Origin of the sequence: Variovorax sp. OAS795 (assembly GCF_040546685.1) — a bacterium.
Taxonomy (GTDB): Bacteria; Pseudomonadota; Gammaproteobacteria; order Burkholderiales; family Burkholderiaceae_C; genus Variovorax.
In genome coordinates this window covers 304,232-329,843 of record NZ_JBEPOH010000001.1, presented here as the reverse complement: position 1 = coordinate 329,843, position 25,612 = coordinate 304,232, and the positions used below count along the sequence as shown (strand labels likewise).

Below are 25,612 nucleotides of genomic sequence, written 5' to 3'. Positions count from 1 at the left end.
CGATTATCCCGGCCCGAAAACATGCAGTTGCGCGTGATACAGCAGCATGACCGTCTTCGCATCGACGATGCGCCCGTCGGCCACCATGGCCAGCGCCTCGCCGATGCCGAGTTCGAGCACCTCGATGTCCTCGCCCTCGTCCGCCAGGCCGCCGCCTTCGCCGATGCGCATCGAAGGGTCGTACTCGGCGATGAAGAAGTGCAGCTTCTCGGTGACCGAACCCGGGCTCATGAAGGCTTCGAAGATCTTCTGCACCGCGCCCAGCCGATAGCCGAGTTCTTCTTCCACCTCGGCACGAATGCGGTCTTCGGGCGCGGCGTTGTCCAGCAGCCCCGCCGCCGCCTCGATCAGCAGGTCGTCATGCCCGTTGACGAAGGCCGGGTAGCGGAACTGGCGGGTCAGCAGCACCGTGCGCTGCGCCAGGTTGCAAGGCAGCAGCGTGGCGCCGTTGCCGCGGTCGTAGGTTTCGCGGTGCATGCGCTGCCACTGGCCGTCGTTGCGGCGCCAGTCGAAGGCGGTCGTCTTCAGCGTGTACCAGTTGTCGGAGAGCAGGGTGACTTCGTGCACCCGGACGCGGTCGTGGATCGTCATGGCGCCGAGCTTATGCGTAAATTCGTGCATAAACAAGAAAATTCGTGCACATCCCGATCCGTCCCGCTACCATCGCGGCCATGCTCACCAGCCAGCGCAAGCAACACATCCTCTCGGTCCTGCAGCGCGACGGCAACGTCGTCGCCAAGTCGCTCAGCGAGGCCCTGGCGCTGTCGGAAGACACCATCCGCCGCGACCTTCGCGAGCTGGCGGCCGAGGGCCTGCTGCGGCGCGTGCACGGCGGCGCGCTGCCGCTCGCCCGGGCCGAGGCCGACTTCGCGGGCCGCCTGCAACTGGCCACCGCGGAGAAGGTCGCCATCGGCCGGGCCGCGGCGCGCCTGGTCCGGCCGGGGCAGGTGGTGTTCGTGGACGGCGGCACCACCGCGGTCCAGCTGGCACGGCACCTGCCGAAGAGCCTGCGCGCCACGGTGGTCACGCACAGCCCGTCGGTCGCGGTCGAGCTGGTGGGGCATGCCGACGTCGAGGTGGTGCTGATCGGCGGGCGTCTCTTCAGGCATTCGATGGTGGCGGTGGGCGCGTCGGCCATGGACGCCATCTCGCGCATCCATGCCGACATCTGCTTCCTGGGCGTCACCGGCGTCCATGCCGAGGCCGGGCTGACCACCGGCGATGCCGAAGAGGCGGCGATCAAGCGCGCGCTCATGGCGGCCGCGGCCGAGACGGTGGTGCTGGCCTCGTCGGAAAAGATCGGCGCCGCCTCGGCGTGGGTGGTCAACCCCGTGTCGGCCGCGACCAGCCTGCTGGTGTCGCCGGAAGCGCCCCCCGCGGCGCTGGCGTCGCTGCGCAAGGCCGGGCTTGCCATCGTGCGCAGCGACGGCGGCTGAAGGCGCCGCATTCGCCCTGCGCGCGCGCGGCCCGGGCGACCCCTCGATAATCGGCGGATGCCCGCCACGCCCCGTTTTTCGCCCCGCACGCTCGGCATCGGCGCGGCCGTGGTCACCGTGCTGGTCTGGACCGCCTTCATCGTGATCGCCCGGGCGTCGGCCGGACGCTCGCTCACCCCGTTCGACCTGGCGCTGGCGCGCATCTGCGGCGCCAGCCTGGTGCTGGTGCCCTGGGGTGCCTGGATGGTCATGAAGGACCTGCGGCAAAAGGACGGCAGCACCGCCTCCTCGCTGTTCGGCCTCTCGCCCCTGTCGCTGCGCGTGACCGCCATCGCCGGCATCTTCGGCGGCGTGGCGTATGCCGCGCTGGCCTACAGCGGCTTCTTCTTCGCGCCCGCGGGCCATGCCTCGGTGCTGATGCCCGGCAGCCTGCCGCTGTGGACCACGCTGCTGGCCGCGCTGGTGCTGCGCGACCGCATCACGCCGGGCCGTGCCTTCGGGCTGGCGCTGATCGTGGCCGGCGACCTCGTGGTCGGCGGGCGCAGCCTGCTGCATGCGTTTGAGGGCGGCGAGGTCTGGAAGGGCGACCTGCTCTTCATGTCGGCCGCCTTCTGCTGGGCCTGCTACAGCGTGGTGGCGCGCCGGCATGGCCTGGACGCGGTGCGCGCGACCATCGCCATCACGGTGTTCGCGCTCCTGGCCTACGTGCCCGTGTACGGCCTCCTGGTGGCGGGCGGCGCGGTCGTGAGCCGCATCGGCTCCGCGCCCTGGGGCGAGGTGGCGTTCCAGATGCTGTTCCAGGGCGTAGGCTCCGTTGTCATCTCGGGCATCACCTTCACGAAGATGATCCAGTACTTCGGCCCGGTGCGCAGCACCATGATCACGGCGCTGGTGCCTGGCCTCTCGGCCTTCGGCGCGGTGATCTGGCTCGGCGAACCGCTGTACTGGAACCTCGTTGCCGGGCTGCTGCTGGTGACCGCCGGCATCCTGTTCGGCGTGCAGAAACAAGCTGGCGCGCGCCCGGCCGTGATGCCCGCGGTGCCTGCCACCGCCCTGGGACGGCGCGATGCCTAGGCTCCTGGCTTTCGACACCAGCACCGAACACCTGTCGGTGGCGGTCCGCCATGGCGAGCGCGTGTTCACGCACAGCGGCGCCGGCGGCGCGCAGGCGTCGGGCACGCTGATCCCGCTCATCCTGCAATTGCTGGCCGAGGCCGGGCTCCCATTGGCAGCGCTCGACGCCATCGCGTTCGGCCGCGGTCCGGGTTCGTTCACGGGCCTGCGCACCGCCTGCTCGGTGGCGCAGGGCCTGGCCTTCGGCGCCGGCGTGCCGCTGCTGCCGGTCGATACGCTGCTGGCCGTGGCGGAGGAAGCCCGCCACGCCTTCGGCGCGCGCCAGGTGGTGGCCGCGCTCGACGCCCGCATGGACCAGCTCTACGCAGCCCGGTACGACTTCGATGCCGGGGGTGCGCTCGGCGCGCTGCCAGGCGACGCCGGCGAGCCGCTGCTGATCGCGCCCGAAGCCTTGGACGTGCCCGCCGGCTGGTCGCTGGCCGGCAACGCCTTTGCCGCCTACGGGCCGCGCCTGGCGCCGGCCGCCGCACGCCTCGAGGTGCTGCCGACCGCCACCGCCATGCTCCGACTTGCGCCTGCGCTGCTGGCGGCCGGCCGCACGGTGGATGCGGCGCATGCCTGGCCGCTCTATGTTCGCGATAAAGTGGCGCAAACGACCGACGAGCGCGCCGCCATCAAGGCTGCGGCCGCGGCCGCGATTTCACCTGCCAGCAGCCCATGAGCGCCGTGCTCCAGCCCGTCGAAGCCCGCCTCGAACCGCTCACCGTCGAGCGGCTCGATGCGGTCTGCGCGGTCGAGCCGACGGCCTACAGCCACCCCTGGACACGGGCCAACTTCATCGATTCCATGGCTGTGGGCTACCACTGCCAATGCCTGCTGGCGCCGGTCTCCGTGCCCGGCCTGGCGACGCCGGTGACAGGCCTCGGCGAAACGCTGATCGGCTACTTCGTCGCCATGAAGGGCGTGGACGAAGTGCACCTGCTCAACTTCACCGTGGCGCCGGCTTTCCAGCGCCAGGGATGGGCGCCGCTGATGCTGGCGGCGCTGACCGGATGGTCGCGCGCCGAGGGCGCCCAGTGGCTCTGGCTCGAGGTTCGCCAGAGCAACCAGCGTGCGCTGGACGTCTATGTGCGCCAGGGCTTCCGCAGCGTGGGCGTGCGCAAGGGCTACTACCCGGCCCATGACGGCAGGCGCGAAGACGCGGTCGTCATGAGCCTGAGATTGAACGAGACAGGCACCGCCTGGGGAGCCTTGCGATGAGCGCGGTACAGACATTGAAGCTCGATGCGCGGCAGCGCGCGATGCTCGACGAGATGGGCGTGAAGGTCTGGTGGCCGATGCCCGAGGTGGTGGAAGCCGCCGCCGTGCCCGCCGTCGAGGCGAAGGCCGTGGTCGCGGAGCCGCTTGCGGCCGAAAGGCCCACCGCCGTGGCACCGGCCCCCGCCCTCGCCGCACGCCCTGCGCCCGCGCCGCTGTCCCATGGTGCCGCCGTGCTGGTCGACGCGCCCCGCCGCCTTTACGCCGAGGCCGGCGCCGCACCGGTCCAGGGCGGCTGGCTGGTCGTTGCCGACATGCCGCCCGAAGCCGACGGCCGCCACGGCGAGCCCTTCGCGGGCGACGCCGGCAAGCTGCTCGACAACATGCTGCGCGCCCTGAAGCTGCACGACGGCAGCACGCCGGTGCACCTGATGCGCACGCACCGCGGCGTGGCGGCCGGCCAGCCCGGCAGTCCGCGTCCCATGGCCGAGGCCTTCCAGGCGCAGGCCGCGGCGCTCGCACCGGCGCTGGTGCTCGCCATGGGCCCGCTGGCCGCCCAAAGCCTGATGCAAAGCGTCGACCCGCTCGGCAGGCTGCGCGGCCGCGCCGTGCCGCTGGCGTCGATCGAGGGAGTCGCGGTCGTGGCGACCTACCACCCGGCCTACCTGCTGCGAAACCCCGCGGACAAGGCGCGTGCCTGGGCCGATTTGTGCCTGGCCGCTGAACAGCAAACGACGCCGAACTGAGGGCCGGCGGCCGGGTCCGTAAAATCGGACCCCATGACTTTCCTCGACAAGCTGGCCACCGCACAGCAAAAAAACGGTTCGTTGCTCTGCGTGGGGCTCGATCCGGAGCCAGCCAGGTTCCCGGGGCAGCTCAAGAACGATGCGGGCCGCATCTATGACTTCTGCGCGCGCATCGTCGATGCGACCGCCGGCCTGGTCATCGCCTTCAAGCCGCAGATCGCCTATTTCGCGGCCCACCGCGCCGAAGCCCAGCTCGAACAGCTCATGGAGCACATGCGCCGCAACGCGCCCCATGTGCCCGTGATCCTGGATGCCAAGCGCGGCGACATCGGCTCCACGGCCGAGCAGTACGCCATCGAGGCCTTCGAGCGCTATGGCGCCGACGCGGTGACGCTGTCGCCCTTCATGGGCTTCGACTCGGTGGCGCCGTACCTCAAGCACCAGGGCAAGGGCGCCTTCCTGTTGTGCCGCACCAGCAACCCCGGCGGCGCCGACCTGCAGGGCCAGCGGCTGGCGGGCATCGAAGGCCAGCCTTTCCTCTACGAGCATGTCGCCAAGCTGGCGCAGGGCCCATGGAACCTCAACGGCCAGCTCGGCCTGGTGGTGGGCGCCACCTATCCGGCGGAGATCGAACGCGTGCGCGAACTCGCGCCCACGGTGCCGCTGCTCATTCCCGGCGTCGGCGCGCAGGGCGGCGATGCGGTGGCCACGGTGCGTGCCGGCTGGCGCCCTGACGCGCCGATCATCGTGAACTCGTCGCGCGCCATCATCTATGCGTCGTCGGGCGACGACTTTGCCGCAGCGGCAAAGAACGCCGCGCGCGCTACGCGCGACGCATTGGAAGAAGCCAAGGCCTGAAAACCCGCAGGTTCAGGCTCGGCGCAGGCGCGTGAAAGCCTCGAACTCCCAGTTGCGCATGCCCAGGAGCAGCGTGTAGCCCTCGCGGTCCTTGGCCGAGAGCTTCTGGTCGGTCTGGTGCTGCTGCGCAAAGTCCTGCGCCACGCGCTGCAGGCGCTCCAGGAACGCCGGCGCCAGCGAGCGGCTGATGGAGCCGTGCACCAGCAGCAGCCCTTCGGCCGGCCCGTCGAAACCGCCACGGTAGTAGTCGAGCACCACGTTCTCGCGAAAGAACTCCATCACCGGCCCATGCGGCCGCCAGCGGAAGGTCTTGGCCAGCTTCAGCCGGTAGCGGTTGAGCGGGCGCAGCTCGATGATGCCGATGCGGTCCAGCTGCGCAAGGAAGCCGATGCATTCGGCCTCGCTGATCCGGTAGGAGGAGACGATCTGCTCCAGCGTCCACTGGCTCAGCACGCTGATCGCCACCAGCAGCAGCTTCTTGTCCTTGACCACGGCCCTTTCCTGCTCCTGCGTGAGCTCCTTGAGCAGCGGCTGGGCGTCGGCCACGCGGCGCGCGAGTTCGGCAAAGTCGATCTTGAGCGCACGGCAGATCGCGTCGACGCGCGACAGCGGCATGTCGCTCTTGGCCAGCATGCGCTTCACGCTGGACTCGGCCATGTCGAGCGACCGGGCGAGGTCGGCATAGGTCATTCGGGCGCTCTTGAGTTCGTTCTTGAGGGCTTGGACGAGGTCGACCGTGGTGCTCATGAAAGTGGCTTGCAGAAAAAGAGTATTAAAAAAAGATACCCAAAGGGTTGAATCCATGTCTCGTATCGATTCTGGATGCCTGCAGAGAGGCTGGCAACTAAATTCCGCGGCTCGTACCACCCACCCATGAGGCCCGCCATGCACCCGCCCCCCCTCAGCCGCCGCGAACGCGGATTGCTCTTCACCTTTGCGCTGCTGGCGCTGGTGGCCCTCTTCGGGCCCGAGCTCCCGGCCGCCGACGTCGCGATCGCCTCGGTGTTTGCCGACGGGCGCGCCTGGAACGGGCTGCCCAACGCCATGGACGTGCTCAGCAACCTGCCGTTCGCGCTGGTCGGCGGCTGGGGCCTGTACCGGCTGCACCGGATCGATCGCGCCCACCAGCAGGCGCTGGCGGAATTCCCGTTGGCGCCGCCCGCCAGCGATCCGCCGGACAACACCCTGGACTGCGCCTGGCTCTTCTTCGCCGGGCTGATCGCCACGGCCGCGGGCTCGGCCTTCTTCCACCTGATGCCCGATGCGTCGCGGCTCGCGGCCGACCGGGCCGGCATGGCCGTGGCCTTTGCGGGCCTGATCGGCGTGGCGGTCTGCGAGCGCGTGAGCCAGCGCGCCGGCTGGCCCGCCGCCTGGTTCGTGCTGGCGGCCGGCCTGCTGGCAGCCGAGGTGTTCCATGAAAGCGGCAATGTCCTGCCCTGGGCGGTGGTTCAGTTCGGCGGCATGGCGCTGGTGCTGACGCTGGCGCTGGCAACGCCGATGCGCGGCGCGGTCGGGCTCAGGCTCGGCTGGGTGATCTTCTTCTATGCGCTGGCCAAGGGCTTCGAACTGGCGGACGAAGCGATCTACGAGGTGACGGGGCAGCTGATTTCCGGCCACAGCCTCAAGCACCTGGCCGCATCGCTGGCCGGCCTGCCGGTGCTCGCGGCACTCAGGAAGCTCGATATCGGCTGGCGGGCCACGTTGCTGCGGCACAATCCCGACGCCGCCCTGACGACATAGGCTCGCTCTGCGGGGCAGCGTGCAGACAACAAGACAAGAGGAGTTGCTTCGAATGACAAACCCCGCCGCTGCCACTGCCGCCACGCCGCCTCACGAAGCGAACGCGCACGCCAACCAGTTCGCGCTCCTCGGGCAGCGGCGCTTCGCACCCTTCTTCTGGACGCAGTTCGCGGGCGCGGCGAACGACAACCTCTTCAAGTTCGCCTTCACTGTCATGGTGACCTACCAGCTCCAGCTGAGCTGGATGCCGCCGGCCATGGCGGGCCTGGCGATCGGCGCGCTGTTCATCCTGCCGTTCCTGCTGTTCTCCGCCACGGCGGGGCAGCTCACCGACAAGTTCGACAAGACGAAGATCATCCGCTTCGTCAAGAACCTCGAGATCGCGATCATGCTGCTGGCGGCCTGGGGCTTCGTCCGGGCCGACGCGCCGGTGCTGCTGGGCTGCGTGTTTCTCATGGGCCTGCATTCCACGCTGTTCGGGCCGGTCAAGTTCGCCTACCTGCCGCAGGTGCTCGATGCGCGCGAGCTCACGGGCGGCAACGGCATGGTCGAGATGGGCACCTTCGTCGCCATCCTGCTCGGGCAGGTCGCGGGCGGGCTGCTGGTGGCCTTGCCGCAGGTCGGCCATACCACGGTGGCGGTGGCCTGCGTGCTGCTGGCACTGGTGGGGCGCGGGGTGGCACAGGCCATTCCGGCGGCGCCCGCCACCGACCCGGGGCTGGTGATCAACTGGAACCCGTTCAGCGAGACCTGGCGCAACCTCAAGCTCGCGCACGGCAACATCGTGGTGTTCCGCTCGCTGCTGGGCATCTCGTGGATGTGGTTCTTCGGTGCCGTGTTCCTGAGCCAGTTCCCCAGCTTCGCGAAGGAAGTGCTGCATGGCGACGAGCAGGTGGCCTCGCTGCTGCTGGTGGTGTTCTCGGTGGGCATCGGCGTGGGCTCGCTGCTGTGCGAGACGCTGAGCCGCCGGCAGGTGGAAATCGGCCTGGTGCCGCTGGGCGCCATCGGCATGAGCGTGTTCGCCATCGACCTGTACTTTGCGTCGCGCGCGCTGCCGCCCGTGGCGGTCATGGGGCTCGGCACCTTCGTGGGCCAGGCCGCGCACTGGCGCGTGATGGCCGACCTGGCGCTGCTGTCGCTCTTCGCGGGGCTGTACAGCGTGCCGATGTACGCACTGATCCAGCTGCGCAGCCAGCCCACGCACCGCGCGCGCATCATCGCGGCCAACAACATCCTCAATGCGCTGTTCATGATCGGCAGCTCGGTCATTGCGGGTGCGCTGCTCGGCGCCGGCTTCACGATCCCGCAGATCTTCCTTTTCACCGGCATCGCCAACGCGGTGGTGGCGTTCTACATCTTCATGCTGGTCCCGGAGTACCTGCTGCGCTTCATCGCGTGGATGCTGTCGCACTTTGTCTACCGCTTCGAGATCAAGGGCGACGAGCACATCCCGACCGAAGGCGCGGCGGTGCTGGTGTGCAACCACGTGAGCTTCATCGACGCCATCCTGCTGATGGCCGCGAGCCCGCGCCCGATCCGCTTCATCATGGACCACCGGATCTTCAAGGTGCCGGTGCTCGGCTGGCTGTTCAAGCTGGCCAAGGCCATCCCCATCGCGCCGCAAAAAGAAGACCCGGCGGCCTACGAAGCCGCCTTCGCCAGGGCGCTGCAGGTGCTGCGCGAAGGCGACCTGCTGGCGATCTTTCCCGAGGGTGCCATCACCCGCGACGGCAAGCTGCAGCCCTTCAAGGGCGGCGTGATGAAGATCATCGAAAGCGCGCGCGCCGAAGGCATCGAGCCGCCGGTGATCCCGATGGCGCTGACCAATCTCTGGGGCTCCTACTTCAGCCGCATCGAGCTGCGCGGCGGTGAGAACGTGGCCATGGCGAAGCCTTTCCGCCGCGGCTTCTTCAGCCGTGTCGGGCTGCGTGTCGGCAACCCCGTGCCGCCGTCCGACGTGCGGCCGGAGGCGCTGCAGCAGCGCGTGAGCGGCCTGCTGGGGGCCTGACGCGCGCCAGCGCTGGCGCTCACGGCGCCAAAAAGTATCTTTTAAAGATACTGGTAGCGGCTCAAACCAGAACTGGTCCAAGCATTCGAGCCCCGCGGTGCGGAAGCGAACCATCATTCGCTCACCTTCACTACGCCGCGAGGCTTCCATGCAACCCCTCTCATCCACCACCGTCTCGATCCAGCGCGACACGCGGGCCTGGCAGTTCCAGGTCTGGGCTTCCTTCGCTGTCGCCGTGTTCCTCTGCGCCACCGGCCTGAGCTGGCTGCCGGGCGAGGCGCTGGACCGTGCGTTCATGGTGATGGGCTATGTGTTCTGCCTCAGCACCGCCTTCATGCTGGCCAAGTTCGTGCGCGACAGCCAGCACGCGGACGCGGGCGGCACCGGCCGCGACGTGCCGATGTGGCGCCTGGTGGTCTGGGGCAGCTTCTTCACCGCCATGGGCCTGACCGGCTGGGGCCTCGTGCGGATGGAGATCAACGACGCGTACAAGGCCTTCCTGGGCGTGAGCTGGATGTTCCTCGTCAGCTCGGCCTTCACGCTGGCCAAGACGCTGCGCGACCGCCACGAAGCCGACCTGATCGAAGCGCGCCTGCAAGGCAGACGTGCCGCCCGCCAGGAAGCGGCCGGTTCCTCTGCATCGGCTGAGTGAGCGCCTCTTTTTCGCATCCAATCAACGAAAGACCGTCATGAAAAAGTCCATTGCTTCTCTCCTGGTCGCCGCCTGCACCGTGTTCGCCGGCGCGGCGCTGCCCCTGCAGGCCCAGGCCCGGGGTTCCGAGGCTTCGGCCGCGCTCTCCCTGTTGCCCGTGGCATCGGTGGTGGGGGCGGCGTCCGCCGTCGGCGCTTCCGCGACCGCGGTGGTCGCGGTGCCGGCCGCGCTGTCGGTGGGCGGCTCGGTGCTCACGGTGATTGCGGTCGAGGCTTCGGCCGATGGCACCGTCTATGTGCTGGAGCGCGCCTCGGACGGCGCCCGCGCCAGCGTCAGGGTAATGGGCCGCGCCGCCAACGGCGTGTCCGCCGCGGTGGGCACGGGCGTGCTGGTCAGCGTGATCGGCACCGGCATCGTGCTGTCGGCCGCGGGCCAGGTGCTGGCCTTCGTGCCCAACGCCATCGGCCGTGCGCTGTTGCACAACGAGAGGCTGTCATGAAGCGCGCATGCTTTCCCGCGCTGCTGCTGGCGCTTGTGGCCGCACTGCCGCTGCAGGCGCAGGCCGGCCGCTCCTGCGAGCAGGCCAGGCCGACCGCCGAGCTGATCGTCAAGGGCATGCAGCTGGCCGAGCGCACGTCGCAGCAGCTGGACGCGAGCGGCGCGCGCGTGGTGCTGCTGGCCAGGGCCGGGCAGGACCTGAGCAAATACGGCCTGCGCTACTCGCACCTGGGCATCGCCTACAAGACCGACGAGGGCCCGTGGCGCGTGGTGCACAAGCTCAACCAGTGCGGCACGGCCGAGGCCGCGGTGTACCGGCAGGGGCTGGGGGAGTTCTTCCTGGACGACCTCTGGCGCTACGAAGCGGCCTGGTCGGTGCCCACGCCGCAGGTGCAGGCACAGCTCCTGGCCGCGCTGCGTGAATCGCCGGCGCGCATCACCCGGCTGAACGTGGCGCCCTACAGCATCGTGAGCTACGCCTGGGGCCAGAAGTACCAGCAGTCGAACCAGTGGGCCGTCGAGACGCTGGCCGCCGCCATGGAGCCCGCCACCGTCGGCAGCCGCGCGCAGGCCCAGGCGTGGATGCAGTTCAAGGGCTACGAACCGACGACACTGCGGCTCGGCCCATTGACTCGCCTCGGAGGCCGCGTGGGCTCGGCCAACGTGGCCTTCGACGATCATCCGAGCGACAAGCGCTTTTCGGACCGGATCGAAACGGTCACGGTGGATTCCGTGTTCGCCTGGCTGCCGCGCGCAGGGCTGGGTGCGGCGCCGGTGGCGTTCAGGCTGTAGCTGCAACGGGGCGTGCGCGCCCCAGAAGAAAAAAGAGGAAAAAAGAAATGAGCAAGTCATTGCGTCTGTCAGAGAAGTGGTTCCGTCGCGGCCTGTGGCTGGTGGCCCTGGTGTTCGCGAGCTTCCTGATCGGGCTCGGCGGCACCGTCGTGGGCGACCTGCCGAAGGTCGAGCGTGCGCTCCAGCTCGACGATTTCATCGACCGCACTGCGGCCGCGCCGCTGCGCGAGACGATCAACGCGGCGGAAAAGGCCGAACGGGCGGCGTCACGGGAGCTCGAGCAGATCAGCCTGCAGCTCGGTACCGCGCAGCAGGCGAGCGCAAACGCCCGCGAGACCTTCGGCAACTGGCTTGCCACCCGGCGCGCCACCGCCCAACCGGACCAGGACACGGAGCTGATCGCGCGCACCAAGGCGCTCGACGCGCTCAAGAGCAAGGAAGACGCGGTGCAGCGCAAGGTGGATGCGCAACACCAGATCGTGCTCGATGCGCAGCAGGGCGAGCAGCGTGCCCGCGAATCGCTCGCGGTGCTGGAGCGCGCGGCCCAGGAGAAGCTGGAGGCCGAGTACCGCCGCGTCGAACTGCGCGTGTTCCTCTACCGGCTCGCACTCACGCTGCCCCTGCTGGTGGCTGCGGCCTGGCTGTTCGTGAAGAAGCGCAAGGGCACCTACTGGCCCTTTGTCTGGGGCTTCATCTTCTTTGCGCTGTTCGCATTCTTCGTCGAGCTGGTGCCCTACCTGCCGAGCTACGGCGGCTACGTGCGCTACGTGGTGGGCATCGTGGCGACGGTGCTCGTGGGGCGCTACGCCATCGTCGCGCTGAACCGCTACCTCGCACGCCAGAAGCTGGCCGAGCAGCAGCCCGACCAGGTACGGCGCGAGGAGCTCAGCTATGACACCGCGCTCACGCGGCTCGGCAAGAACGTGTGCCCCGGGTGCGAGCGGCCGGTCGACCTGAAGAACAACGAGATCGACTTCTGCCCGCACTGCGGCATCGGCCTGTTCGACCACTGCGGCCAATGCGAAACCCGCAAGAGCGCGTTCTCCAAGTTCTGCCATGCCTGCGGGACTTCCGCCGCGCCGCGCGTGCCGCCCGCATCGCCGGGAAGCTCCGCGGATTCGTTCACACCCGGCGCGCCGGTCCTGCCTGCCGTGTAGCGGGGCGCCACACAGCCGTGCTACAACGTCCGGCTGCGCCACTGACGTGACCGCGGGCTTTTCAGTTACCAACCTCGACGGAGCACCAGCATGAGCATTTTCGGCAGCATTCTTTCCAAGATTTTCCCGTCCGCACACGCCGCCAACGCACCTGCGGCTGCCCCGGCACCCGCCCCCGCCCCCGCGGGCGCGCCGGCCGCCGCGGCACCGCCGCCGGCCATCACGGTGGTCGACGTCGAGGCCCTGCTCGACGGCATGCCCGGCGCGAGCAGCCTCAACTGGCGCACCTCCATCGTCGACCTGATGAAGCTGCTCGGCCTGGACAGCAGCCTCGACGCACGCAAGCAGCTGGCCGCCGAGCTCAGCTATGGCGCCGACACCAGCGACAGCGCCAAGATGAACATCTGGCTGCACCGGCAGGTCATGACCAAGCTGGCGGCCAACGGCGGCAAGGTGCCGGCCGAACTGCGCGACTGATTCGTCCCGCGCGCACGCAAAAAGCCCGGCATGCCGGGATTTTTTGTTTTTCGACGCCGATGGCGCGCGGGGGCTCAGGTCCAGCCGGCGTCCACGACGAAGTCTTGCGCGGTGCACATCCTCGAATCGTCCGCCGCAAGGAAGAGCGCCATGGCGGCGATGTCCTCGGCCATCACGCGGCCCGGCAGGCACTGGGCGGCATCGATCTCGGCACCCGATTCCGGCTTGACCCAGAGCTTGAGCTGCCGCTCGGTCATGACCCAGCCCGGCACGATCGAATTGACGCGGATGTTCTCCTTGCCCAGGTCGCGCGCCAGCGAGCGCGTGAGGCCGCGTGCCGCAGCCTTGCAGGCCTGGTAGACGGGGTAGCCGCGGCCCTTGATCATCCAGCTGATCGAGCCGAAGTTGATGATCGAGCCGCCGCCCAGTGCGCGCATGTCCTCCGCAACCGCCTGCGCCGCGAAGAACTGGTGCTTGAAGTTGACGGCCACCAGGCGGTCGAAGTCTTCGCTCGTCACGTCGGCCATCTCGTGGCGCCGGTCGTTGGCCGCGTTGTTCAGCAGAACGCCGACCGGCCCGAACTGCGCGCGGACCGCGCCGATGGCGGCGGTGAGCGCGGCCGTGTCGGTCACGTCGCATTCGCAGAACAGCGCCGGGTGGCCGCCCTGCAGCCGGGACGCGAGTGCGCGGCCCGCGGCGGCGTCCAGATCGCAGAAGCCGACTTTCGCGCCCTGCGCGTGGAACGCCCGCACCAGCGCCTCGCCGATGCCGGTGGCGCCGCCCGAGATGAACACGGTGCGGCCGGCCAGCGAGGGGTAGCGGGCGGTGCAGGCGGCGGTTGATGAAGATGAAGCGGTGGTCATGGCTTTCAGCGTAGCAAATGAACGCATCGGCGTGCACCCGGTTTACTTCTGCATACCTCCGGCGTACGTGGCGTATGGCTTCCGGCATGTGGGCAACGGGCGCCCGCGTGGCTACGCTTGCCGCCCATGAACATCCTTTACCGCCGCCGTGCAATGAACGGCCTCGCCGCCCTGGCGCTTGTCCCCCTGGCCTTTGCCGCTCGCCCGGTCCGGGCCCAGGCCGCGGCGCCCATCCAGCTCTTCAAGATCGTCTCGCCGCGCGACGAGATCGTGGTCGGCGTGGAGGCCGCGCAACTTGGCAGCGGTGCGGGCCCCGCCGTGCAGCGCCTGGCCGAAATGCTGGCGGCCCAGGGGCAGCTCACGCTGTGGCAATACGCATCGCAGAAGGACGCCAGCGGGGCGCTGGTGCAGGCGCCGCTGCGGCAGGTGGCGGTCTTCAAGAACGAACTGCTGCGCATCGAGCCCTACACCACGCCGCTGCCGGTCAAGGCGCCGGCCGCCGCCAAGTAGACGGCACGCCGTGCGTGCGGCTACACGCCGCGCGCGCGGTCGGCCTTGAAGCGGGCCCGGAACGACGTGAAGCTGTCCGCCTCGAGGGCTTCGCGGATCTCGCGCATCAGGTTCAGGTAGTAGTGCAGGTTGTGGATGGTCGTGAGCATCGGCCCGAGCATCTCGGCGCAGCGGTCCAGGTGATGCAGGTAGGCGCGGCTGAAGCCCTCGCGCCCGCCGTCGTTCCACGAGACGCCCGAGGTGCCCGCGCACGCGTGGCAGGTGCAGCTCGGGTCGATCGGCTGCGGATCGTTCTTGTGGCGTGCGTTGCGCATCTTCAGGTCGCCGAAGCGCGTGAACAGCGTGCCGTTGCGCGCATTGCGCGTGGGCATCACGCAGTCGAACATGTCGACGCCGTCGGCCACGCCCTGCACCAGGTCTTCGGGCGTGCCCACGCCCATCAGGTAGCGCGGCTTGTGGGCCGGCAGCCGGTGCGGCGTGTGGGCCATGATGTGCAGCATCTCTTCCTTGGGCTCGCCCACGCTCACGCCGCCGATGGCATAGCCCGGGAAGTCCATCTCGACCAGCGCCGCGAGCGACTCTTCGCGCAGGTTCTCGAACATGCCGCCCTGCACGATGCCGAACAGCGCGTTCGGGTTCTCCAGCCGCGCGAACTCGTGCTGGCAGCGCCTGGCCCAGCGCAGGCTCAGTTCCATCGAGATGCGCGCCTCGGCCTCGGTCGTGATGTGACCCTTGGTGTCGTAGGGCGTGCACTCATCGAACTGCATCACGATGTCGCTGTTCAGGATGGTCTGGATCTGCATCGAGACCTCGGGCGTGAGGAACAGCTTGTCGCCGTTGACCGGCGAGGCGAACTTGACGCCCTCTTCGCTGATCTTGCGCATCGCGCCCAGCGACCAGACCTGGAAGCCGCCCGAGTCGGTGAGGATCGGCTTGTTCCACTTCTCGAACTGGTGCAGCCCGCCGAAGCTCGCCATCACGTCGAGGCCGGGCCGCATCCACAGGTGGAAGGTGTTGCCCAGGATGATCTGCGCGCCCATTTCCTCGAGGCTGCGCGGCATCACGCCCTTGACGGTGCCGTAGGTGCCCACGGGCATGAAGATCGGCGTCTGCACCACGCCATGGTTGAGCGTGAGCGTGCCGCGGCGCGCGTGGCTCGCGGGGTCTGCCTTGAGGAGTTCGAAGTTCAGCATGGTCGTCGCCTTCAATCTTGTCGTTGTCTTGCCAGCAGCATGGCGTCGCCATAGCTGAAGAAGCGGTAGCGGTGGGCGATGGCATGGGCATACAGCGCCATCACGCGCTCGTAGCCCGCAAAGGCCGACACCAGCATCATCAGCGTGCTCTTCGGCAAATGGAAGTTGGTCACCAGCACATCGACGTGCGCGAAGGCGAAGCCCGGCGTGATGAAGATGCGGGTGTCTCCGCTGGTCTCTCCACTCTTTGCCCACGATTCGAGCGTGCGAACCGTGGTGGTGCCGACCGCGACGATGCGTCCGCCGCGCCCCTTGCACTCGGCGACCGCGCGCTGCGTGGCTTCGGGCACTTCGTAGCGCTCGGCATGCATCGTGTGCTCGGCGATATTCTCGGTCTTCACCGGCTGGAAGGTGCCGGCGCCCACGTGCAGCGTGACGTTGGCGCGCCGCACGCCGCGCGCTTCGAGCGCGTCCAGCAGCGCCAGGTCGAAATGCAGTGCGGCCGTCGGCGCGGCCACCGCGCCCGGCACGCGCGCGAACACGGTCTGGTAGCGGCTCTCGTCGTCGGCCGAATCGGTGTGGGTGATGTAGGGCGGCAGCGGCACGTGGCCGCAGCGGGCCATCAGCGCATACGGGTCTTCGCCCGCGTCGCTTTCGAAACCGAAGCGGAACAGCGCGCCGTCTTCCTCCGGCCAGCGGCCCAGCAGCGTGGCGCGGAAGCCGCCCACCATCTGCAAGGTGGTGCCAACAGGCGGCTTCTTGCTCACCTTCATGTGCGCCACCACCTCATGCCCCTGCAGCACGCGCTCCACCAGCAGTTCGAGCTTGCCGCCGGTCGGCTTCTCGCCGAACAGCCGCGCCTTGACCACGCGCGTGTCGTTGAAGACGAGCAGGTCGCCTTCGCGCAGCAGCGAGGGCAGGTCCTTGAAGATGCGGTCGGCCGGGGCGCCGCCCGTGCCGTCGAGCAGGCGGGAGGAGGTGCGTTCGGGGGCCGGGTGTTGCGCCACCAGTTCGGGCGGCAAGTCGAAATCGAAATCGGAAAGCGTGAAGGCGCGCATGGTGCTTGAGGGCCGGACGGGCCCCGTGCCAAGGAGGCGTGAGAAAAGGTTGACGGGAAGCGGGCGGAATTGTCCCATGTCCCGAAAGCCGGCGCGCCCGGGTGGGTCGGCCAAGGCAGAATCGGTGAATGGTCGATTCACTAGCCGCGCGCATCACGCCCGGGTCCGGTCCCTCCGAAGGCGAGCTCTTCAAGAAGATACTCGGCAGCGCCTGGCAGGGGCTCCACCCCGACATCCGCCGGCGCTTCGACAAGAACCCGCTGCCCGGCAAGGCGCTGCACTACCTCGGCGCGCTCAGCGAGCTGCGCTGCTCGCGCTTCGGCAAGCTGCTGGGGCACCTGACGCAGCCCTTGATCCAGGGCGCGCTGATTCCCTACTGCGACGCCGGTTTTCCCGTCGAGATCCAGGTCTACGCCCGGCCGCAGGACCCGGCCATCTACAAGCAGCGCATCTACCGCCTGCATGGCCGCCGGCCGATCCGCTTCACCAGCTTCATGCGCGAGAGCGAGCGGGGCGAAGTGCTCGAATACGTGGGCATGGGACTCGGCATGAAGCTGGTGCTCAGCGTGGAGAACGGCAGCCTGCATTTCCAGAGCAACGGCTACTTCTGGGAGGTGCTCGGTTTCCGCATTCCGCTGCCGGGGCTGTTCACCCCCGGCAAGACCTTTCTCTGGCACCACAACGAGACGCCCGAGCGCTTCAACATCCGCATCGAGATCCGCCACTGGTTGATGGGCACCACCTTCACGCAGGTCGGCGTGTTCGAGGAAGCGGCCGAGCCGAAGGCGGCCGCCGCGTGATCGATACGCACCTGCTCGCGCTGCAGCTCATGGCGGCCCAGGGCCTGCTGGGCGCGTTCGACACCCTCTATCACCACGAGGGGACCGAGGCGCTGGCGCAGCGCGACACCGCAGGGCGCGAGCTGTCCATCCACGCGGTCCGTTCGTCCCTCTATTGCGCGCTGTTCATCGGGCTCTCGTCGTGGGCCTGGCATGGTGCCTGGGCCTGGGTGCTGCTGGCGGTGTTCGGGGTCGAGATCGTGCTCACGCTCTGGGACTTCGTGGTGGAAGACCGCAGCCGCCTGCTGCCGCCCACCGAGCGCGTCACGCACACCGTGCTGGCCATCAATGCCGGCGCCTTCATCGCTTTGCTGGCCCTCGCTGCGGTCGACTGGGCGGTGCAGCCGACGGCGCTGGCGTGGCAGCCGCAAGGCTGGCTGGGCGCATTCCTCGCCTTGTGCGGCGTGGGTGTGGGGCTCTCGGGGCTGCGCGACGCTTTGGCGGCGCGGGCGCTGCTGCGCCGCGCGGCGAACGAAGAGGCGCGCGCAACCGAGGCGCCGGTGCGCTTCGGCACCAGGCCGCAGCGCGTGCTGGTGACCGGCGGCACGGGCTTCATCGGCCAAACCCTGGTGCGCCACCTGCTGGCGGACGGCCACGCAGTGACGGTCTGGTCGCGCGATGCGCGCTCCGCCGCATGGGGCTTCGGGGGCGCCGTGCGCTGCGTGCAGCGGCTCGACCAGATTCCCGAAGCCGATCCGTGCGACGTGGTGATCAACCTGGCCGGAGCGCGCATCCTGGGCCGGCGCTGGAGCGCGCGGCGCCAACGCGCGCTGCGCCAGAGCCGCGAAGGCCTCACGGCCGCGCTGGTCGCGTGGATGGCCGCGCGCCCGCGCAAGCCATGGCTTTTGCTGTCGGCCTCGGCCATTGGCTACTACGGTGTGCAGCCGCAAGGCGACGCCACCGAACTGGCGGAGGATGCACCGCCGCAGGACATCTTCATGTCGAGCCTGTGCGAGGAATGGGAGCGAGCGGCCAACGTTGCCGCGTTGCATGGCGTGAACGTGGCCTGCATGCGCTTCGGCTTCGTGCTGGGCCACCAGGGCTCGCTGCCGCAACTGCTGTTGCCGGTTTCGCTCGGCATGGGCGGGCGGCTGGGCAGCGGACGCCAGTGGCTGTCGTGGGTCCATGTGCATGACGTGATCCGCGCAATCGCACATGTGTGGGGCCTTGCCGAAGAGGCCCCCGCAGGCCAGCCTGCAACCACCCAGGCCTACAACTTCACCGCGCCGGGTGCGCTCAGCCAGGAAGAATTCACCCGCGTGGCCGCCAGCGTGCTGCGCCGCCCGTGCTGGATGCCGACCCCGGCCGGGCCGGTCAGGCTGCTGTTGGGCGAGCAGGCCGACCTGCTGCTCGAGGGGCAGCGCGTGGTGCCGGCGCGCCTGCTGCAAACCGGCTTCCGCTTTGCGTTTGCCGATGCCCGCGCCGCCTTGACGGACCTTTGCAGGCCGCGCTAGAAGCTTTGCCCGTGCCCGCCAGGAAAGCCCCGCCCCCTTCTGTTCCGGCCGCCGCGCCGCAGCCGCCCGGTGCCGGCCTGAGCGCTGTGCAGCGCGCGCTGCGCAAGCTCGGCCTCGTGCGCGACATCGACTTTGCACTCTACCTGCCGATGCGCTACGAGGACGAGACGCGCATCGTGCGGCTGGCCGACACGCGCGACGGCGACATGGCGCAGGTCGAAGGCGTGGTGACCGAATGCGAGGTGGTGTTCCGCCCGCGCCGGCAGCTCATTGCCACCATCGACGACGGCAGCGACACCTGCCAGCTGCGCTTCTTCAATTTCTACCCCTCGCAGCAGAAGCAGCTCGCGGTCGGTGCGCGGGTGCGCGTGCGCGGCGAAATGCGTGGCGGCTTCGTCGGGCGGCAGATGATGCACCCCACCGTCAAGGCGGCCGGCACTGCGCTGCCCGAGGCGCTCACGCCCGTGTACTCGACCGTGGCCGGGCTGCCGCAGCCGGTGCTCCGGCGCGAGGTGCGCTCGGGCCTGGCGCGCGCCGTGCTCGACGAGACGATTCCCGTGCAGATCGGCCTGCGCGGCGCATGGGACCTGCGCAGCGCGCTGACCTTCCTGCACTACCCCACGCCCGACGTGGCGATGGCCACGCTCGAAGACCACAGCCATCCGGCCTGGCAGCGCATCAAGGCCGAGGAACTGCTGGCGCAGCAGCTGTCGCAACTGCAGGCGCGGCTGGAGCGCGCGGCGCAGCGTGCGCCGATGCTGCCTTTTTCACCCAAGCCGAAGCCGACGTCGCTGCATGCCCAATTGCTTGCCGTGCTGCCCTTCGGCCTCACGGGTGCGCAGCAGCGCGTGGGCGAGGAAATCTCGCACGACCTCGCCCGCGAGATTCCCATGCACCGCCTGCTGCAAGGCGACGTGGGCTCGGGCAAGACGGTGGTGGCGGCGCTCGCGGCGGCGCGCTGCATCGATGCGGGCTTTCAATGCGCGTTGATGGCACCGACCGAAATCCTCGCGGCCCAGCACTTCGGCAAGCTGGTCGGATGGCTCGATCCGCTGCTGGCCGAGCGCGGCCTGCGCGTGGCCTGGCTCACGGGCAGCCAGAAGAAGAAGGAGCGCGACACCATGTCGGCCGCGGTCGAAAGCGGCGAGGCGGCGCTGGTGATCGGCACGCATGCCGTCATTTCGGAAAAGGTGCGCTTCAAAAACCTCGCGCTCGCGATCATCGACGAGCAGCACCGCTTCGGCGTGGCGCAGCGGCTGGCGCTGCGCGGCAAAGCTGTCCGTCACCTCGAACCGCACCTCTTGATGATGAGCGCCACGCCCATCCCGCGCACGCTGGCGATGAGCTACTACGCCGACCTCGATGTATCCACGCTCGACGAGCTGCCGCCGGGCCGCACGCCCATCGTCACGAGGCTGGTGGCCGACCACCGGCGCGACGAGGTGATCGCGCGCATCCAGGCGCAGCTCGGGCAGGGTCGGCAGGTCTACTGGGTCTGCCCGCTGATCGAGGAGAGCGAGGCGGTCGACCTGCGCAACGCGACCGAAACGCGCGACGAACTCGCGGATTCACTCGGCCAGGCCGTCAATGTCGGGCTGCTGCATTCGCGCATGCCCACGGCCGAGAAGCAGGCGGTGATGGCGGCCTTCACCGCGAACGAAATCCAGGTGCTTGTGAGCACCACGGTGATCGAGGTGGGCGTGGACGTGCCCAACGCCTCGCTCATGGTGATCGAGCATGCCGAGCGCTTCGGCCTCTCGCAATTGCACCAGCTGCGCGGGCGCGTGGGCCGCGGCGCCGCGGCCTCAGCCTGCGTGCTGCTCTATGCGCCTGGCGACAGTGGCCGCGTGGGCGAGGCGGCGCGCGCGCGGCTCAAGGCCATGGCCGAGACCGGCGATGGCTTCGAGATCGCGCGGCGCGACCTCGAGATCCGCGGCCCGGGCGAGTTCCTCGGTGCGCGCCAGTCGGGCGCGCCGCTGCTGCGCTTTGCCGACCTCGCCGCCGACGCGATGCTGCTCGACTGGGCGCGCGAGCTGGCACCGGTCATGCTCGAGAAACACCCCGACCTGGCCCAGCGCCACGTCGACCGCTGGCTCGGCACCAAGGCCGAGTACCTGAAGGCTTAGGCCCCAGGCCATGCCCGGTCACGGGCGCTTGCGCATAATTGACGCAAGCTATGACTCTCACCGAACTCAAATACATCGTCGCAGTGGCCCGGGAACGCCACTTCGGCAAGGCAGCCGAGGCCTGCTACGTCTCCCAGCCGACGCTCTCCGTGGCCATCAAGAAGCTCGAGGACGAGCTCGAGGTCAAGCTCTTCGAGCGCAGCGCCGGCGAGGTGACCGTGACGCCGCTCGGCGAACAGATCGTGCAGCAGGCGCAGAGCGTGCTCGACCAGGCCGCGAGCATCAAGGAGATCGCCAAGCGCGGCAAGGATCCGCTGGCGGGGCCCCTGAACCTTGGCGTGATCTACACCATCGGGCCGTACCTGCTGCCCGACCTGGTGCGCCAGGTGATCGCGCGCACGCCCCAGATGCCGCTGGTGCTGCAGGAGAACTTCACCGCCAGGCTGCTCGAGATGCTGCGTGCCGGCGAGATCGACTGCGCGATCATGGCCGAGCCTTTTCCCGACACGGGGCTGGCGATGGCGCCGCTCTACGACGAGCCCTTCATGGCGGCGCTGCCCACCAAGCACAAGTTCGCAGACCTCGAATCCATCACCTCGGACCAGCTGCAGAACGAGACCATGCTGCTGCTGGGCACCGGCCATTGCTTTCGCGACCATGTGCTGGAGGTGTGCCCCGAGTTCGCGCGCTTCTCGAGCAATGCCGAGGGCATTCGCAAGAGCTTCGAGGGCTCGTCGCTCGAAACCATCAAGCACATGGTGGCCTCGGGCATGGGCGTGACGCTGGTGCCGCGCCTGTCGGTGCCTGCCGACGCGCTCAAGCCCAAGGTCAAGGGCCGCAGGGAGCCCGAGCAGATGGTGCGCTACCTGCCGGTGCGCGATGCGCAGGACCGCGACCCGCCGACGCGGCGCGTGGTGCTGGCCTGGCGCCGCACCTTCACGCGCTACGAGGCGATCGCCGCCTTGCGCAACGCCATCTATGCGTGCGAGCTGCCGGGCGTCAAGCGGCTGTCATAAGAATCAATTTGCGAAATCGGCCTACGCGGCGGCCGTTCGAATTCATTCATCGCTGGGATAGAGTGACGCTGTTGCGAAGCCGCCCGCCGGCTTCCAGAATCGGCACCTTGTCCCCAAGTTGAAGAAAGAGTTTCACGCCATGGCCAAAGCATCGAAGAAAACATCGTCGTCTTCGCAGGGCAAGCTGCCCAAGAAGGGCGAGGCGCTGGTGGCGCAGGAGTCCGGCAGCCGCAACGCGCCGATCATCAACATCGGCATCGAGCGCCAGGACCGTGCGGCCATTGCCGAAGGCCTGAGCCGCGTGCTGGCCGACACCTACACGCTCTATCTCACGACGCACAACTTCCACTGGAACGTCACGGGGCCGCACTTCAACTCGCTGCACGCGATGTTCATGGGGCAGTACACCGAGCTCTGGGGCGCGACCGACGTGATCGCAGAGCGCATCCGCGCGCTGGGCCACTATGCCCCGGGCTCGTATGCCGAATTCAGCAAGATCGCCACCGTGCCCGATGTGCCGCAGGCACCGCCCAAGGCGATGGAGATGGTGCGCATCCTCGTCAAGGGCCACGAGACGGTGTCGCGCATCGCGCGCGAATTCATTCCGGTGGCCGAAGAGGCCGGCGACGACCCGACGGCCGACATGCTGACCGCGCGCTGCACGGTGCACGACCAGACCGCCTGGATGCTGCGCTCGCTGCTCGAAGACTGATGTTGCAGGGGGCCCGCCGGGCCCCGGCACCGGGAGCGGCACAATGGCCGCTCTTTTTTTGCCTGCCGCATGCTCGCCCGCCGTTTTGCGCTCTATCTCGACCTGATTCGCTGGAACCGCCCCGCGGGCTGGCTGCTGCTGCTCTGGCCCACGCTGGGGGCGCTCTGGTTTGCCGCCGGGGGCTGGCCCGGATGGCACCTGCTGGTGGTGTTCGTGCTGGGCACCATCCTCATGCGCAGCGCGGGCTGCTGCGTCAACGACGTGGCGGACCGCGACTTCGACCGCCATGTGAAGCGCACCGCCAAGCGGCCGGTGACCAGCGGCGCAGTGTCCGTCAGGGAGGCGCTGGTGCTGGGCGCGGTGCTGGCGCTCGCGGCGTTCGGGCTGGTGCTCACGACCAACCGGGCCACCATTGCCTGGTCGTTCGCCGCGCTGGCCATCACGCTGGCCTATCCGTTCGCCAAGCGCTTCGTGTCGGTTCCGCAGGCGGTGCTGGGCATCGCTTTCAGCTTCGGCATCCCGATGGCGTTTGCGGCGGTGCAATCCACGGTTCCGGTGTTCGCGGCCTGGCTGCTGGCCGGCAACCTGTTCTGGGTGCTGGCCTACGACACCGAATACGCCATGGTCGACCGCGACGACGACCTGAAGATCGGCATGAAGACCTCGGCCATCACCTTTGGCCGCTTCGACGTGGCGGCGGTGATGGCGAGCTACGCGATCTTCTTGGCCGTCTGGGCCTGGGCCGGCGCGAGCCGCGGCCTGGGCGCGGTGTTTTTCGCGGCCATCGGCGTGGCCGCGGCGCAGGCGCTCTGGCACTGGCAGCTGATTCGCGGCCGCACGCGCGACGGCTGCTTCAAGGCCTTCCGCCTGAACCACTGGCTGGGCTTTTCGGTGTTTGCCGGCATCGCGGCCGGCTATGCGCTGGCCTAGACCGCGGGCGAAGGCCGCGCCGCACTCAGTCCTTGCCGAATTCCTCGCCCAGTTCGGCCGCGCGCTTCTGCGCCGCGCGGATCGCGGTCTTGAACTTCGCCTTGACGTCGGCGCCCTCGAGCGAGGTGAGCGCCGCGTAGGTCGTTCCGCCCTTCGAGGTCACGCGCTCGCGCAGCACCGAGGGCGGCTCGGTCGCGCTGTGCGCCAGCGCCGAGGCGCCGGTGAAGGTGCCGATGGCCAGCCGCTGGGCCTGCTCGGGCGACAGGCCCATTTCGACACCGGCCTCGGTCATGGCCTCGATGAAATAGAAGACATAGGCGGGACCCGAGCCGGACATGGCCGTGACCGCATCGAGCGCGGCTTCGTCGTCGACCCAGAGCAGTTCGCCGGTCGGCGCCAGCAGCTGCCCGACCAGCGCGCGGTCGGCGGCGTCCACGCCCGCGCGTGCATAGAGCCCGGTCATGCCCTGTCCCACCAGCGCGGGCGTGTTGGGCATGGCCCGCACCACGCGCTCGCTGCCGAGCCAGCGGGCGATGCTGGTGGACGGAATGCCCGCCGCCACGCTCAGGTGCAGTGCGCTTCCGGCAAAGGCGCGCACCGGCTTCGCGGCGTCCGCGAAGGTCTGCGGCTTGACTGCCCACACCACCACGGCGCAGCGCGACAGGGCCTCGCCGGCCTCGGCCTGCGCCGTGATGCCGAACGATTGCGCGAGCTTCTGGCGGGCCTCCTCGAATGGCTCGACCACCTCGAAGGCGTCGGCCGGGGTGCCCTGCTTGAGGAGGCCGCCGATGATGGCGCTGGCCATGTTGCCGCCGCCGATGAAGGCGATCGGGGGGAGCGGCGCCGGGCCGGTGCGGGGCAGGAAAGTGACGGCGATGGTCATGGTCGGTCGGTGTATTCGAATGCCGCGAACTGGGTTGTCTGCAGCGGGTTGAAATTGTCGTCGCTCACCACCACCAGCAGGCGCTTGCCGTCCGGAAGCGGCGGTCCCCAGCACATCCCTTCGGTGTTGTCGAGGCGCGAAAGGCCGAGGTGGGCGAAGTCGGCAACCAGCGTCTTGGCGGCCGGGCGATGGTTGCCCGCGGCGAGCGTCTCGGTCTCCAGCACGTCGGTGGCGCCCCGGGTATCGATCTCGTAGAGACGCAGCGAGTTTCCGGCCCCGGTGGCATAGGCGCGCTCCAGCACCAGCATGCGGTCGGCATCGAGCATCAGGATCTCGCTGATGCCGTTGTCCGCAAGGGTGCCGGGAATCAACGGGCGCAGCGGAATCGCATCGGGCACATAGGCGATCTGGCGCGTGGCCCGGCCGGTCGCCAGGTCCATCCGGGTCAGCCGGCAGGGGCCGCCCGGCGCGCTGGCGGTGGGAATGGGGCCGTCCTGGATCAGCGCGTTTTCCATCGCCAGCCAGGCGTGGCGCCCATCGGGCGTCAGCGCGAGGCCCTCCAGGCCCAGGTTGTCGCGCGGGCCGCGGCGCTGCAGGGCATCGGCGTCGAACATCGAGGGCAGGGCGAATTCGCGCAGCAGCCGGCCGTCGCGCGCCGATTCGTGGAAGGCCGGCCCGAATCCGCGCGCCACGTCGCCTTCGCTGGTCCACAGAAGGGTGCCGGTGCCGGGCCGAAGGCGCAGGGCCTCGGGATCCGGCACCGGGGTCCGAGCCTCGGCGCGGCGCCGGGCCGGCCAGGGGCCGCCGCCGCCGGGGCGTTGCAACTGCACCACGCCCTTCGGCGCGGGCGGTTGCAGCCAGGGCGCAGCCCATTGGGCCGTGTAGAAGCGGACAGGGTCCAGGTCCGATCGGTCATCGCTGAGAAGGATGTACTCACTTCTTTCAGCGTCGAAGTCGATTGCGGAGAGGCCCCCCGCCGTGGTGCCCTGTATATTCAGCCGGTGCGGCCAGTGCGACTCGGCCAGGCGCCGCAGCCGCGCCCCTGGCTGGGGCGGATACGCCGGACTGCCGCAGCCGGCCATGCCGCCGACCCCGGCCACGGCGGCGGTTATGCCCAGCAGCAGCCGGCGGCGCAGGGGCGATGCGGGAGCCAAGAGGCCTGGAAGGACGGTGCGCACCCCGCCAAGTCTAGTTCCCCCGCATTTCGTGCCATAAGCCGGTTGACACGCTCTTTTGTGCGTGCCACAATCGCAGGCTTCGCTTCAAAAAGGCGAAGCTTTCAGCCCAAAGCGGAAGTGCCTCGAGTGGTTCGAGGTGCAGACGACGGGCCCAA

The 25,612-nt window shown here is 69.1% G+C and carries 27 protein-coding genes; 20 read left to right on the top strand and 7 right to left on the bottom strand.

Translation table 11 applies throughout. From position 1 onward, the window contains the following. Window positions 1-3: 3 nt before the first annotated feature. Window positions 4-591: an NUDIX hydrolase gene (locus tag ABID97_RS01680; protein ID WP_354396843.1), complete on the bottom strand. Its 588-nt coding sequence runs from the start codon at window positions 589-591 to the stop codon at window positions 4-6. An 80-nt stretch (window positions 592-671) separates the two neighbouring features. On the opposite strand from ABID97_RS01680, the gene ABID97_RS01675 reads away from it, so the two are divergent. The 6 genes from ABID97_RS01675 to pyrF are packed head-to-tail and all read left to right on the top strand — an operon-like array spanning window position 672 to window position 5,371. Next, window positions 672-1,436 (top strand): DeoR/GlpR family DNA-binding transcription regulator, encoded by a 765-nt coding sequence (locus tag ABID97_RS01675; RefSeq protein WP_354401641.1) that lies wholly within the window; start codon window positions 672-674, stop codon window positions 1,434-1,436. Between the two features lie 57 nt (window positions 1,437-1,493). After that, window positions 1,494-2,510 (top strand): DMT family transporter, encoded by a 1,017-nt coding sequence (locus ABID97_RS01670; protein ID WP_354396842.1) that lies wholly within the window; start codon window positions 1,494-1,496, stop codon window positions 2,508-2,510. Then, window positions 2,503-3,231 carry a tRNA (adenosine(37)-N6)-threonylcarbamoyltransferase complex dimerization subunit type 1 TsaB gene (gene tsaB / locus ABID97_RS01665; RefSeq protein ID WP_354396841.1) on the top strand — a complete coding sequence of 243 codons (729 nt, stop codon included), beginning with the start codon at window positions 2,503-2,505 and terminating at the stop codon, window positions 3,229-3,231. The genes ABID97_RS01670 and tsaB overlap by 8 nt, the downstream gene beginning before the upstream one ends. Further along, window positions 3,228-3,770 carry a ribosomal protein S18-alanine N-acetyltransferase gene (rimI, locus tag ABID97_RS01660; RefSeq protein WP_354396840.1) on the top strand — a complete coding sequence of 181 codons (543 nt, stop codon included), beginning with the start codon at window positions 3,228-3,230 and terminating at the stop codon, window positions 3,768-3,770. Before tsaB ends, rimI begins: the two co-directional genes overlap by 4 nt. Beyond that, window positions 3,767-4,513: a uracil-DNA glycosylase family protein gene (locus tag ABID97_RS01655; protein WP_354396839.1), complete on the top strand. Its 747-nt coding sequence runs from the start codon at window positions 3,767-3,769 to the stop codon at window positions 4,511-4,513. The genes rimI and ABID97_RS01655 overlap by 4 nt, the downstream gene beginning before the upstream one ends. A gap of 33 nt (window positions 4,514-4,546) precedes the next feature. Next, window positions 4,547-5,371 (top strand): orotidine-5'-phosphate decarboxylase, encoded by an 825-nt coding sequence (gene pyrF / locus ABID97_RS01650; protein ID WP_354396838.1) that lies wholly within the window; start codon window positions 4,547-4,549, stop codon window positions 5,369-5,371. 12 nt (window positions 5,372-5,383) lie between these two features. On the opposite strand, the gene ABID97_RS01645 is transcribed toward pyrF, so the two are convergent. Next, entirely contained in the window at window positions 5,384-6,118 is a 735-nt protein-coding gene (locus ABID97_RS01645; protein WP_354396837.1) for a helix-turn-helix domain-containing protein, read from the bottom strand. Window positions 6,119-6,256: 138 nt separating this feature from the next. Here ABID97_RS01645 and ABID97_RS01640 point away from each other — a divergent pair, with 138 nt between their 5' ends. The 7 genes from ABID97_RS01640 (at window position 6,257) to ABID97_RS01610 (ending at window position 12,695) form a co-directional block, all read left to right on the top strand. After that, window positions 6,257-7,111: a hypothetical protein gene (locus ABID97_RS01640; protein WP_354396836.1), complete on the top strand. Its 855-nt coding sequence runs from the start codon at window positions 6,257-6,259 to the stop codon at window positions 7,109-7,111. Between the two features lie 52 nt (window positions 7,112-7,163). Further along, window positions 7,164-9,119, top strand: a complete 1,956-nt coding sequence (locus ABID97_RS01635) for an MFS transporter (RefSeq protein ID WP_354396835.1) — start codon at window positions 7,164-7,166, stop codon at window positions 9,117-9,119. Window positions 9,120-9,267: 148 nt separating this feature from the next. Then, a complete protein-coding gene (locus ABID97_RS01630) occupies window positions 9,268-9,771 on the top strand; it encodes a YiaA/YiaB family inner membrane protein (protein ID WP_354396834.1) in 504 nt (167 codons plus the stop codon). A 37-nt stretch (window positions 9,772-9,808) separates the two neighbouring features. Then, window positions 9,809-10,270 carry a hypothetical protein gene (locus ABID97_RS01625; protein WP_354396833.1) on the top strand — a complete coding sequence of 154 codons (462 nt, stop codon included), beginning with the start codon at window positions 9,809-9,811 and terminating at the stop codon, window positions 10,268-10,270. Then, window positions 10,267-11,061 carry a DUF2145 domain-containing protein gene (locus tag ABID97_RS01620; protein ID WP_354396832.1) on the top strand — a complete coding sequence of 265 codons (795 nt, stop codon included), beginning with the start codon at window positions 10,267-10,269 and terminating at the stop codon, window positions 11,059-11,061. Before ABID97_RS01625 ends, ABID97_RS01620 begins: the two co-directional genes overlap by 4 nt. Window positions 11,062-11,108: 47 nt before the next feature. Then, window positions 11,109-12,218, top strand: a complete 1,110-nt coding sequence (locus ABID97_RS01615) for a serine endopeptidase (RefSeq protein ID WP_354396831.1) — start codon at window positions 11,109-11,111, stop codon at window positions 12,216-12,218. A 90-nt stretch (window positions 12,219-12,308) separates the two neighbouring features. Then, window positions 12,309-12,695 carry a DUF3597 domain-containing protein gene (locus ABID97_RS01610; RefSeq protein WP_354396830.1) on the top strand — a complete coding sequence of 129 codons (387 nt, stop codon included), beginning with the start codon at window positions 12,309-12,311 and terminating at the stop codon, window positions 12,693-12,695. Window positions 12,696-12,769: 74 nt separating this feature from the next. On the opposite strand, the gene ABID97_RS01605 is transcribed toward ABID97_RS01610, so the two are convergent. Further along, complete coding sequence (locus ABID97_RS01605) at window positions 12,770-13,558, bottom strand: SDR family NAD(P)-dependent oxidoreductase (RefSeq protein ID WP_354396829.1); 789 nt, start codon at window positions 13,556-13,558, stop codon at window positions 12,770-12,772. A gap of 153 nt (window positions 13,559-13,711) precedes the next feature. Between ABID97_RS01605 and ABID97_RS01600 the strand changes: the two genes are divergently transcribed. Continuing rightward, window positions 13,712-14,068 carry a hypothetical protein gene (locus ABID97_RS01600; protein ID WP_354396828.1) on the top strand — a complete coding sequence of 119 codons (357 nt, stop codon included), beginning with the start codon at window positions 13,712-13,714 and terminating at the stop codon, window positions 14,066-14,068. A 20-nt stretch (window positions 14,069-14,088) separates the two neighbouring features. Here ABID97_RS01600 and tgt read toward each other — a convergent pair whose 3' ends face one another. Together tgt and queA are read right to left on the bottom strand one after the other, a co-directional pair. Next, window positions 14,089-15,261 carry a tRNA guanosine(34) transglycosylase Tgt gene (tgt, locus tag ABID97_RS01595; protein WP_354396827.1) on the bottom strand — a complete coding sequence of 391 codons (1,173 nt, stop codon included), beginning with the start codon at window positions 15,259-15,261 and terminating at the stop codon, window positions 14,089-14,091. Window positions 15,262-15,272: 11 nt separating this feature from the next. Beyond that, on the bottom strand, window positions 15,273-16,319 hold the full coding sequence (gene queA / locus ABID97_RS01590) for a tRNA preQ1(34) S-adenosylmethionine ribosyltransferase-isomerase QueA (RefSeq protein ID WP_354396826.1): 1,047 nt from the start codon (window positions 16,317-16,319) through the stop codon (window positions 15,273-15,275). A gap of 128 nt (window positions 16,320-16,447) precedes the next feature. Here queA and ABID97_RS01585 point away from each other — a divergent pair, with 128 nt between their 5' ends. The 6 genes from ABID97_RS01585 (at window position 16,448) to ubiA (ending at window position 23,396) form a co-directional block, all read left to right on the top strand. Beyond that, entirely contained in the window at window positions 16,448-17,119 is a 672-nt protein-coding gene (locus ABID97_RS01585) for a DUF4166 domain-containing protein (protein WP_354396825.1), read from the top strand. Then, window positions 17,116-18,612 (top strand): TIGR01777 family oxidoreductase, encoded by a 1,497-nt coding sequence (locus ABID97_RS01580; protein ID WP_354396824.1) that lies wholly within the window; start codon window positions 17,116-17,118, stop codon window positions 18,610-18,612. Before ABID97_RS01585 ends, ABID97_RS01580 begins: the two co-directional genes overlap by 4 nt. Before the next feature lie 11 nt (window positions 18,613-18,623). Further along, window positions 18,624-20,738, top strand: a complete 2,115-nt coding sequence (gene recG, locus ABID97_RS01575; protein WP_354396823.1) for an ATP-dependent DNA helicase RecG — start codon at window positions 18,624-18,626, stop codon at window positions 20,736-20,738. Between the two features lie 50 nt (window positions 20,739-20,788). Further along, on the top strand, window positions 20,789-21,754 hold the full coding sequence (locus ABID97_RS01570) for a LysR substrate-binding domain-containing protein (protein ID WP_354396822.1): 966 nt from the start codon (window positions 20,789-20,791) through the stop codon (window positions 21,752-21,754). A gap of 139 nt (window positions 21,755-21,893) precedes the next feature. Then, on the top strand, window positions 21,894-22,466 hold the full coding sequence (locus tag ABID97_RS01565; RefSeq protein WP_354396821.1) for a Dps family protein: 573 nt from the start codon (window positions 21,894-21,896) through the stop codon (window positions 22,464-22,466). Between the two features lie 69 nt (window positions 22,467-22,535). Beyond that, on the top strand, window positions 22,536-23,396 hold the full coding sequence (gene ubiA / locus ABID97_RS01560) for a 4-hydroxybenzoate octaprenyltransferase (protein ID WP_354396820.1): 861 nt from the start codon (window positions 22,536-22,538) through the stop codon (window positions 23,394-23,396). 25 nt (window positions 23,397-23,421) lie between these two features. On the opposite strand, the gene proC is transcribed toward ubiA, so the two are convergent. Both proC and ABID97_RS01550 read right to left on the bottom strand, forming a co-directional pair. After that, on the bottom strand, window positions 23,422-24,279 hold the full coding sequence (proC, locus tag ABID97_RS01555) for a pyrroline-5-carboxylate reductase (protein ID WP_354396819.1): 858 nt from the start codon (window positions 24,277-24,279) through the stop codon (window positions 23,422-23,424). Continuing rightward, entirely contained in the window at window positions 24,276-25,457 is a 1,182-nt protein-coding gene (locus ABID97_RS01550) for an esterase-like activity of phytase family protein (protein WP_354396818.1), read from the bottom strand. The genes proC and ABID97_RS01550 overlap by 4 nt, the downstream gene beginning before the upstream one ends. Between the last annotated feature and the right edge of the window lie 155 nt (window positions 25,458-25,612).

Bases quoted from the DNA above. Each gene is read 5' to 3' on its own strand.
- ABID97_RS01675 (WP_354401641.1), top strand. From the start codon at position 672: ATGCTCACCAGCCAGCGCAAGCAACACATCCTCTCGGTCCTGCAGCGC.
- ABID97_RS01615 (WP_354396831.1), top strand. From the start codon at position 11,109: ATGAGCAAGTCATTGCGTCTGTCAGAGAAGTGGTTCCGTCGCGGCCTG.
- ABID97_RS01670 (WP_354396842.1), top strand. From the start codon at position 1,494: ATGCCCGCCACGCCCCGTTTTTCGCCCCGCACGCTCGGCATCGGCGCG.
- tsaB (WP_354396841.1), top strand. From the start codon at position 2,503: ATGCCTAGGCTCCTGGCTTTCGACACCAGCACCGAACACCTGTCGGTG.
- pyrF (WP_354396838.1), top strand. From the start codon at position 4,547: ATGACTTTCCTCGACAAGCTGGCCACCGCACAGCAAAAAAACGGTTCG.
- ABID97_RS01600 (WP_354396828.1), top strand. From the start codon at position 13,712: ATGAACGGCCTCGCCGCCCTGGCGCTTGTCCCCCTGGCCTTTGCCGCT.
- ABID97_RS01635 (WP_354396835.1), top strand. From the start codon at position 7,164: ATGACAAACCCCGCCGCTGCCACTGCCGCCACGCCGCCTCACGAAGCG.
- queA (WP_354396826.1), bottom strand. From the start codon at position 16,319: ATGCGCGCCTTCACGCTTTCCGATTTCGATTTCGACTTGCCGCCCGAA.
- ABID97_RS01680 (WP_354396843.1), bottom strand. From the start codon at position 591: ATGACGATCCACGACCGCGTCCGGGTGCACGAAGTCACCCTGCTCTCC.
- ABID97_RS01655 (WP_354396839.1), top strand. From the start codon at position 3,767: ATGAGCGCGGTACAGACATTGAAGCTCGATGCGCGGCAGCGCGCGATG.
- ABID97_RS01605 (WP_354396829.1), bottom strand. From the start codon at position 13,558: ATGACCACCGCTTCATCTTCATCAACCGCCGCCTGCACCGCCCGCTAC.
- ABID97_RS01610 (WP_354396830.1), top strand. From the start codon at position 12,309: ATGAGCATTTTCGGCAGCATTCTTTCCAAGATTTTCCCGTCCGCACAC.
- ABID97_RS01625 (WP_354396833.1), top strand. From the start codon at position 9,809: ATGAAAAAGTCCATTGCTTCTCTCCTGGTCGCCGCCTGCACCGTGTTC.
- rimI (WP_354396840.1), top strand. From the start codon at position 3,228: ATGAGCGCCGTGCTCCAGCCCGTCGAAGCCCGCCTCGAACCGCTCACC.
- ubiA (WP_354396820.1), top strand. From the start codon at position 22,536: ATGCTCGCCCGCCGTTTTGCGCTCTATCTCGACCTGATTCGCTGGAAC.
- ABID97_RS01570 (WP_354396822.1), top strand. From the start codon at position 20,789: ATGACTCTCACCGAACTCAAATACATCGTCGCAGTGGCCCGGGAACGC.
- tgt (WP_354396827.1), bottom strand. From the start codon at position 15,261: ATGCTGAACTTCGAACTCCTCAAGGCAGACCCCGCGAGCCACGCGCGC.
- ABID97_RS01585 (WP_354396825.1), top strand. From the start codon at position 16,448: ATGGTCGATTCACTAGCCGCGCGCATCACGCCCGGGTCCGGTCCCTCC.
- ABID97_RS01645 (WP_354396837.1), bottom strand. From the start codon at position 6,118: ATGAGCACCACGGTCGACCTCGTCCAAGCCCTCAAGAACGAACTCAAG.
- ABID97_RS01565 (WP_354396821.1), top strand. From the start codon at position 21,894: ATGGCCAAAGCATCGAAGAAAACATCGTCGTCTTCGCAGGGCAAGCTG.
- ABID97_RS01640 (WP_354396836.1), top strand. From the start codon at position 6,257: ATGCACCCGCCCCCCCTCAGCCGCCGCGAACGCGGATTGCTCTTCACC.
- ABID97_RS01620 (WP_354396832.1), top strand. From the start codon at position 10,267: ATGAAGCGCGCATGCTTTCCCGCGCTGCTGCTGGCGCTTGTGGCCGCA.
- ABID97_RS01630 (WP_354396834.1), top strand. From the start codon at position 9,268: ATGCAACCCCTCTCATCCACCACCGTCTCGATCCAGCGCGACACGCGG.
- proC (WP_354396819.1), bottom strand. From the start codon at position 24,279: ATGACCATCGCCGTCACTTTCCTGCCCCGCACCGGCCCGGCGCCGCTC.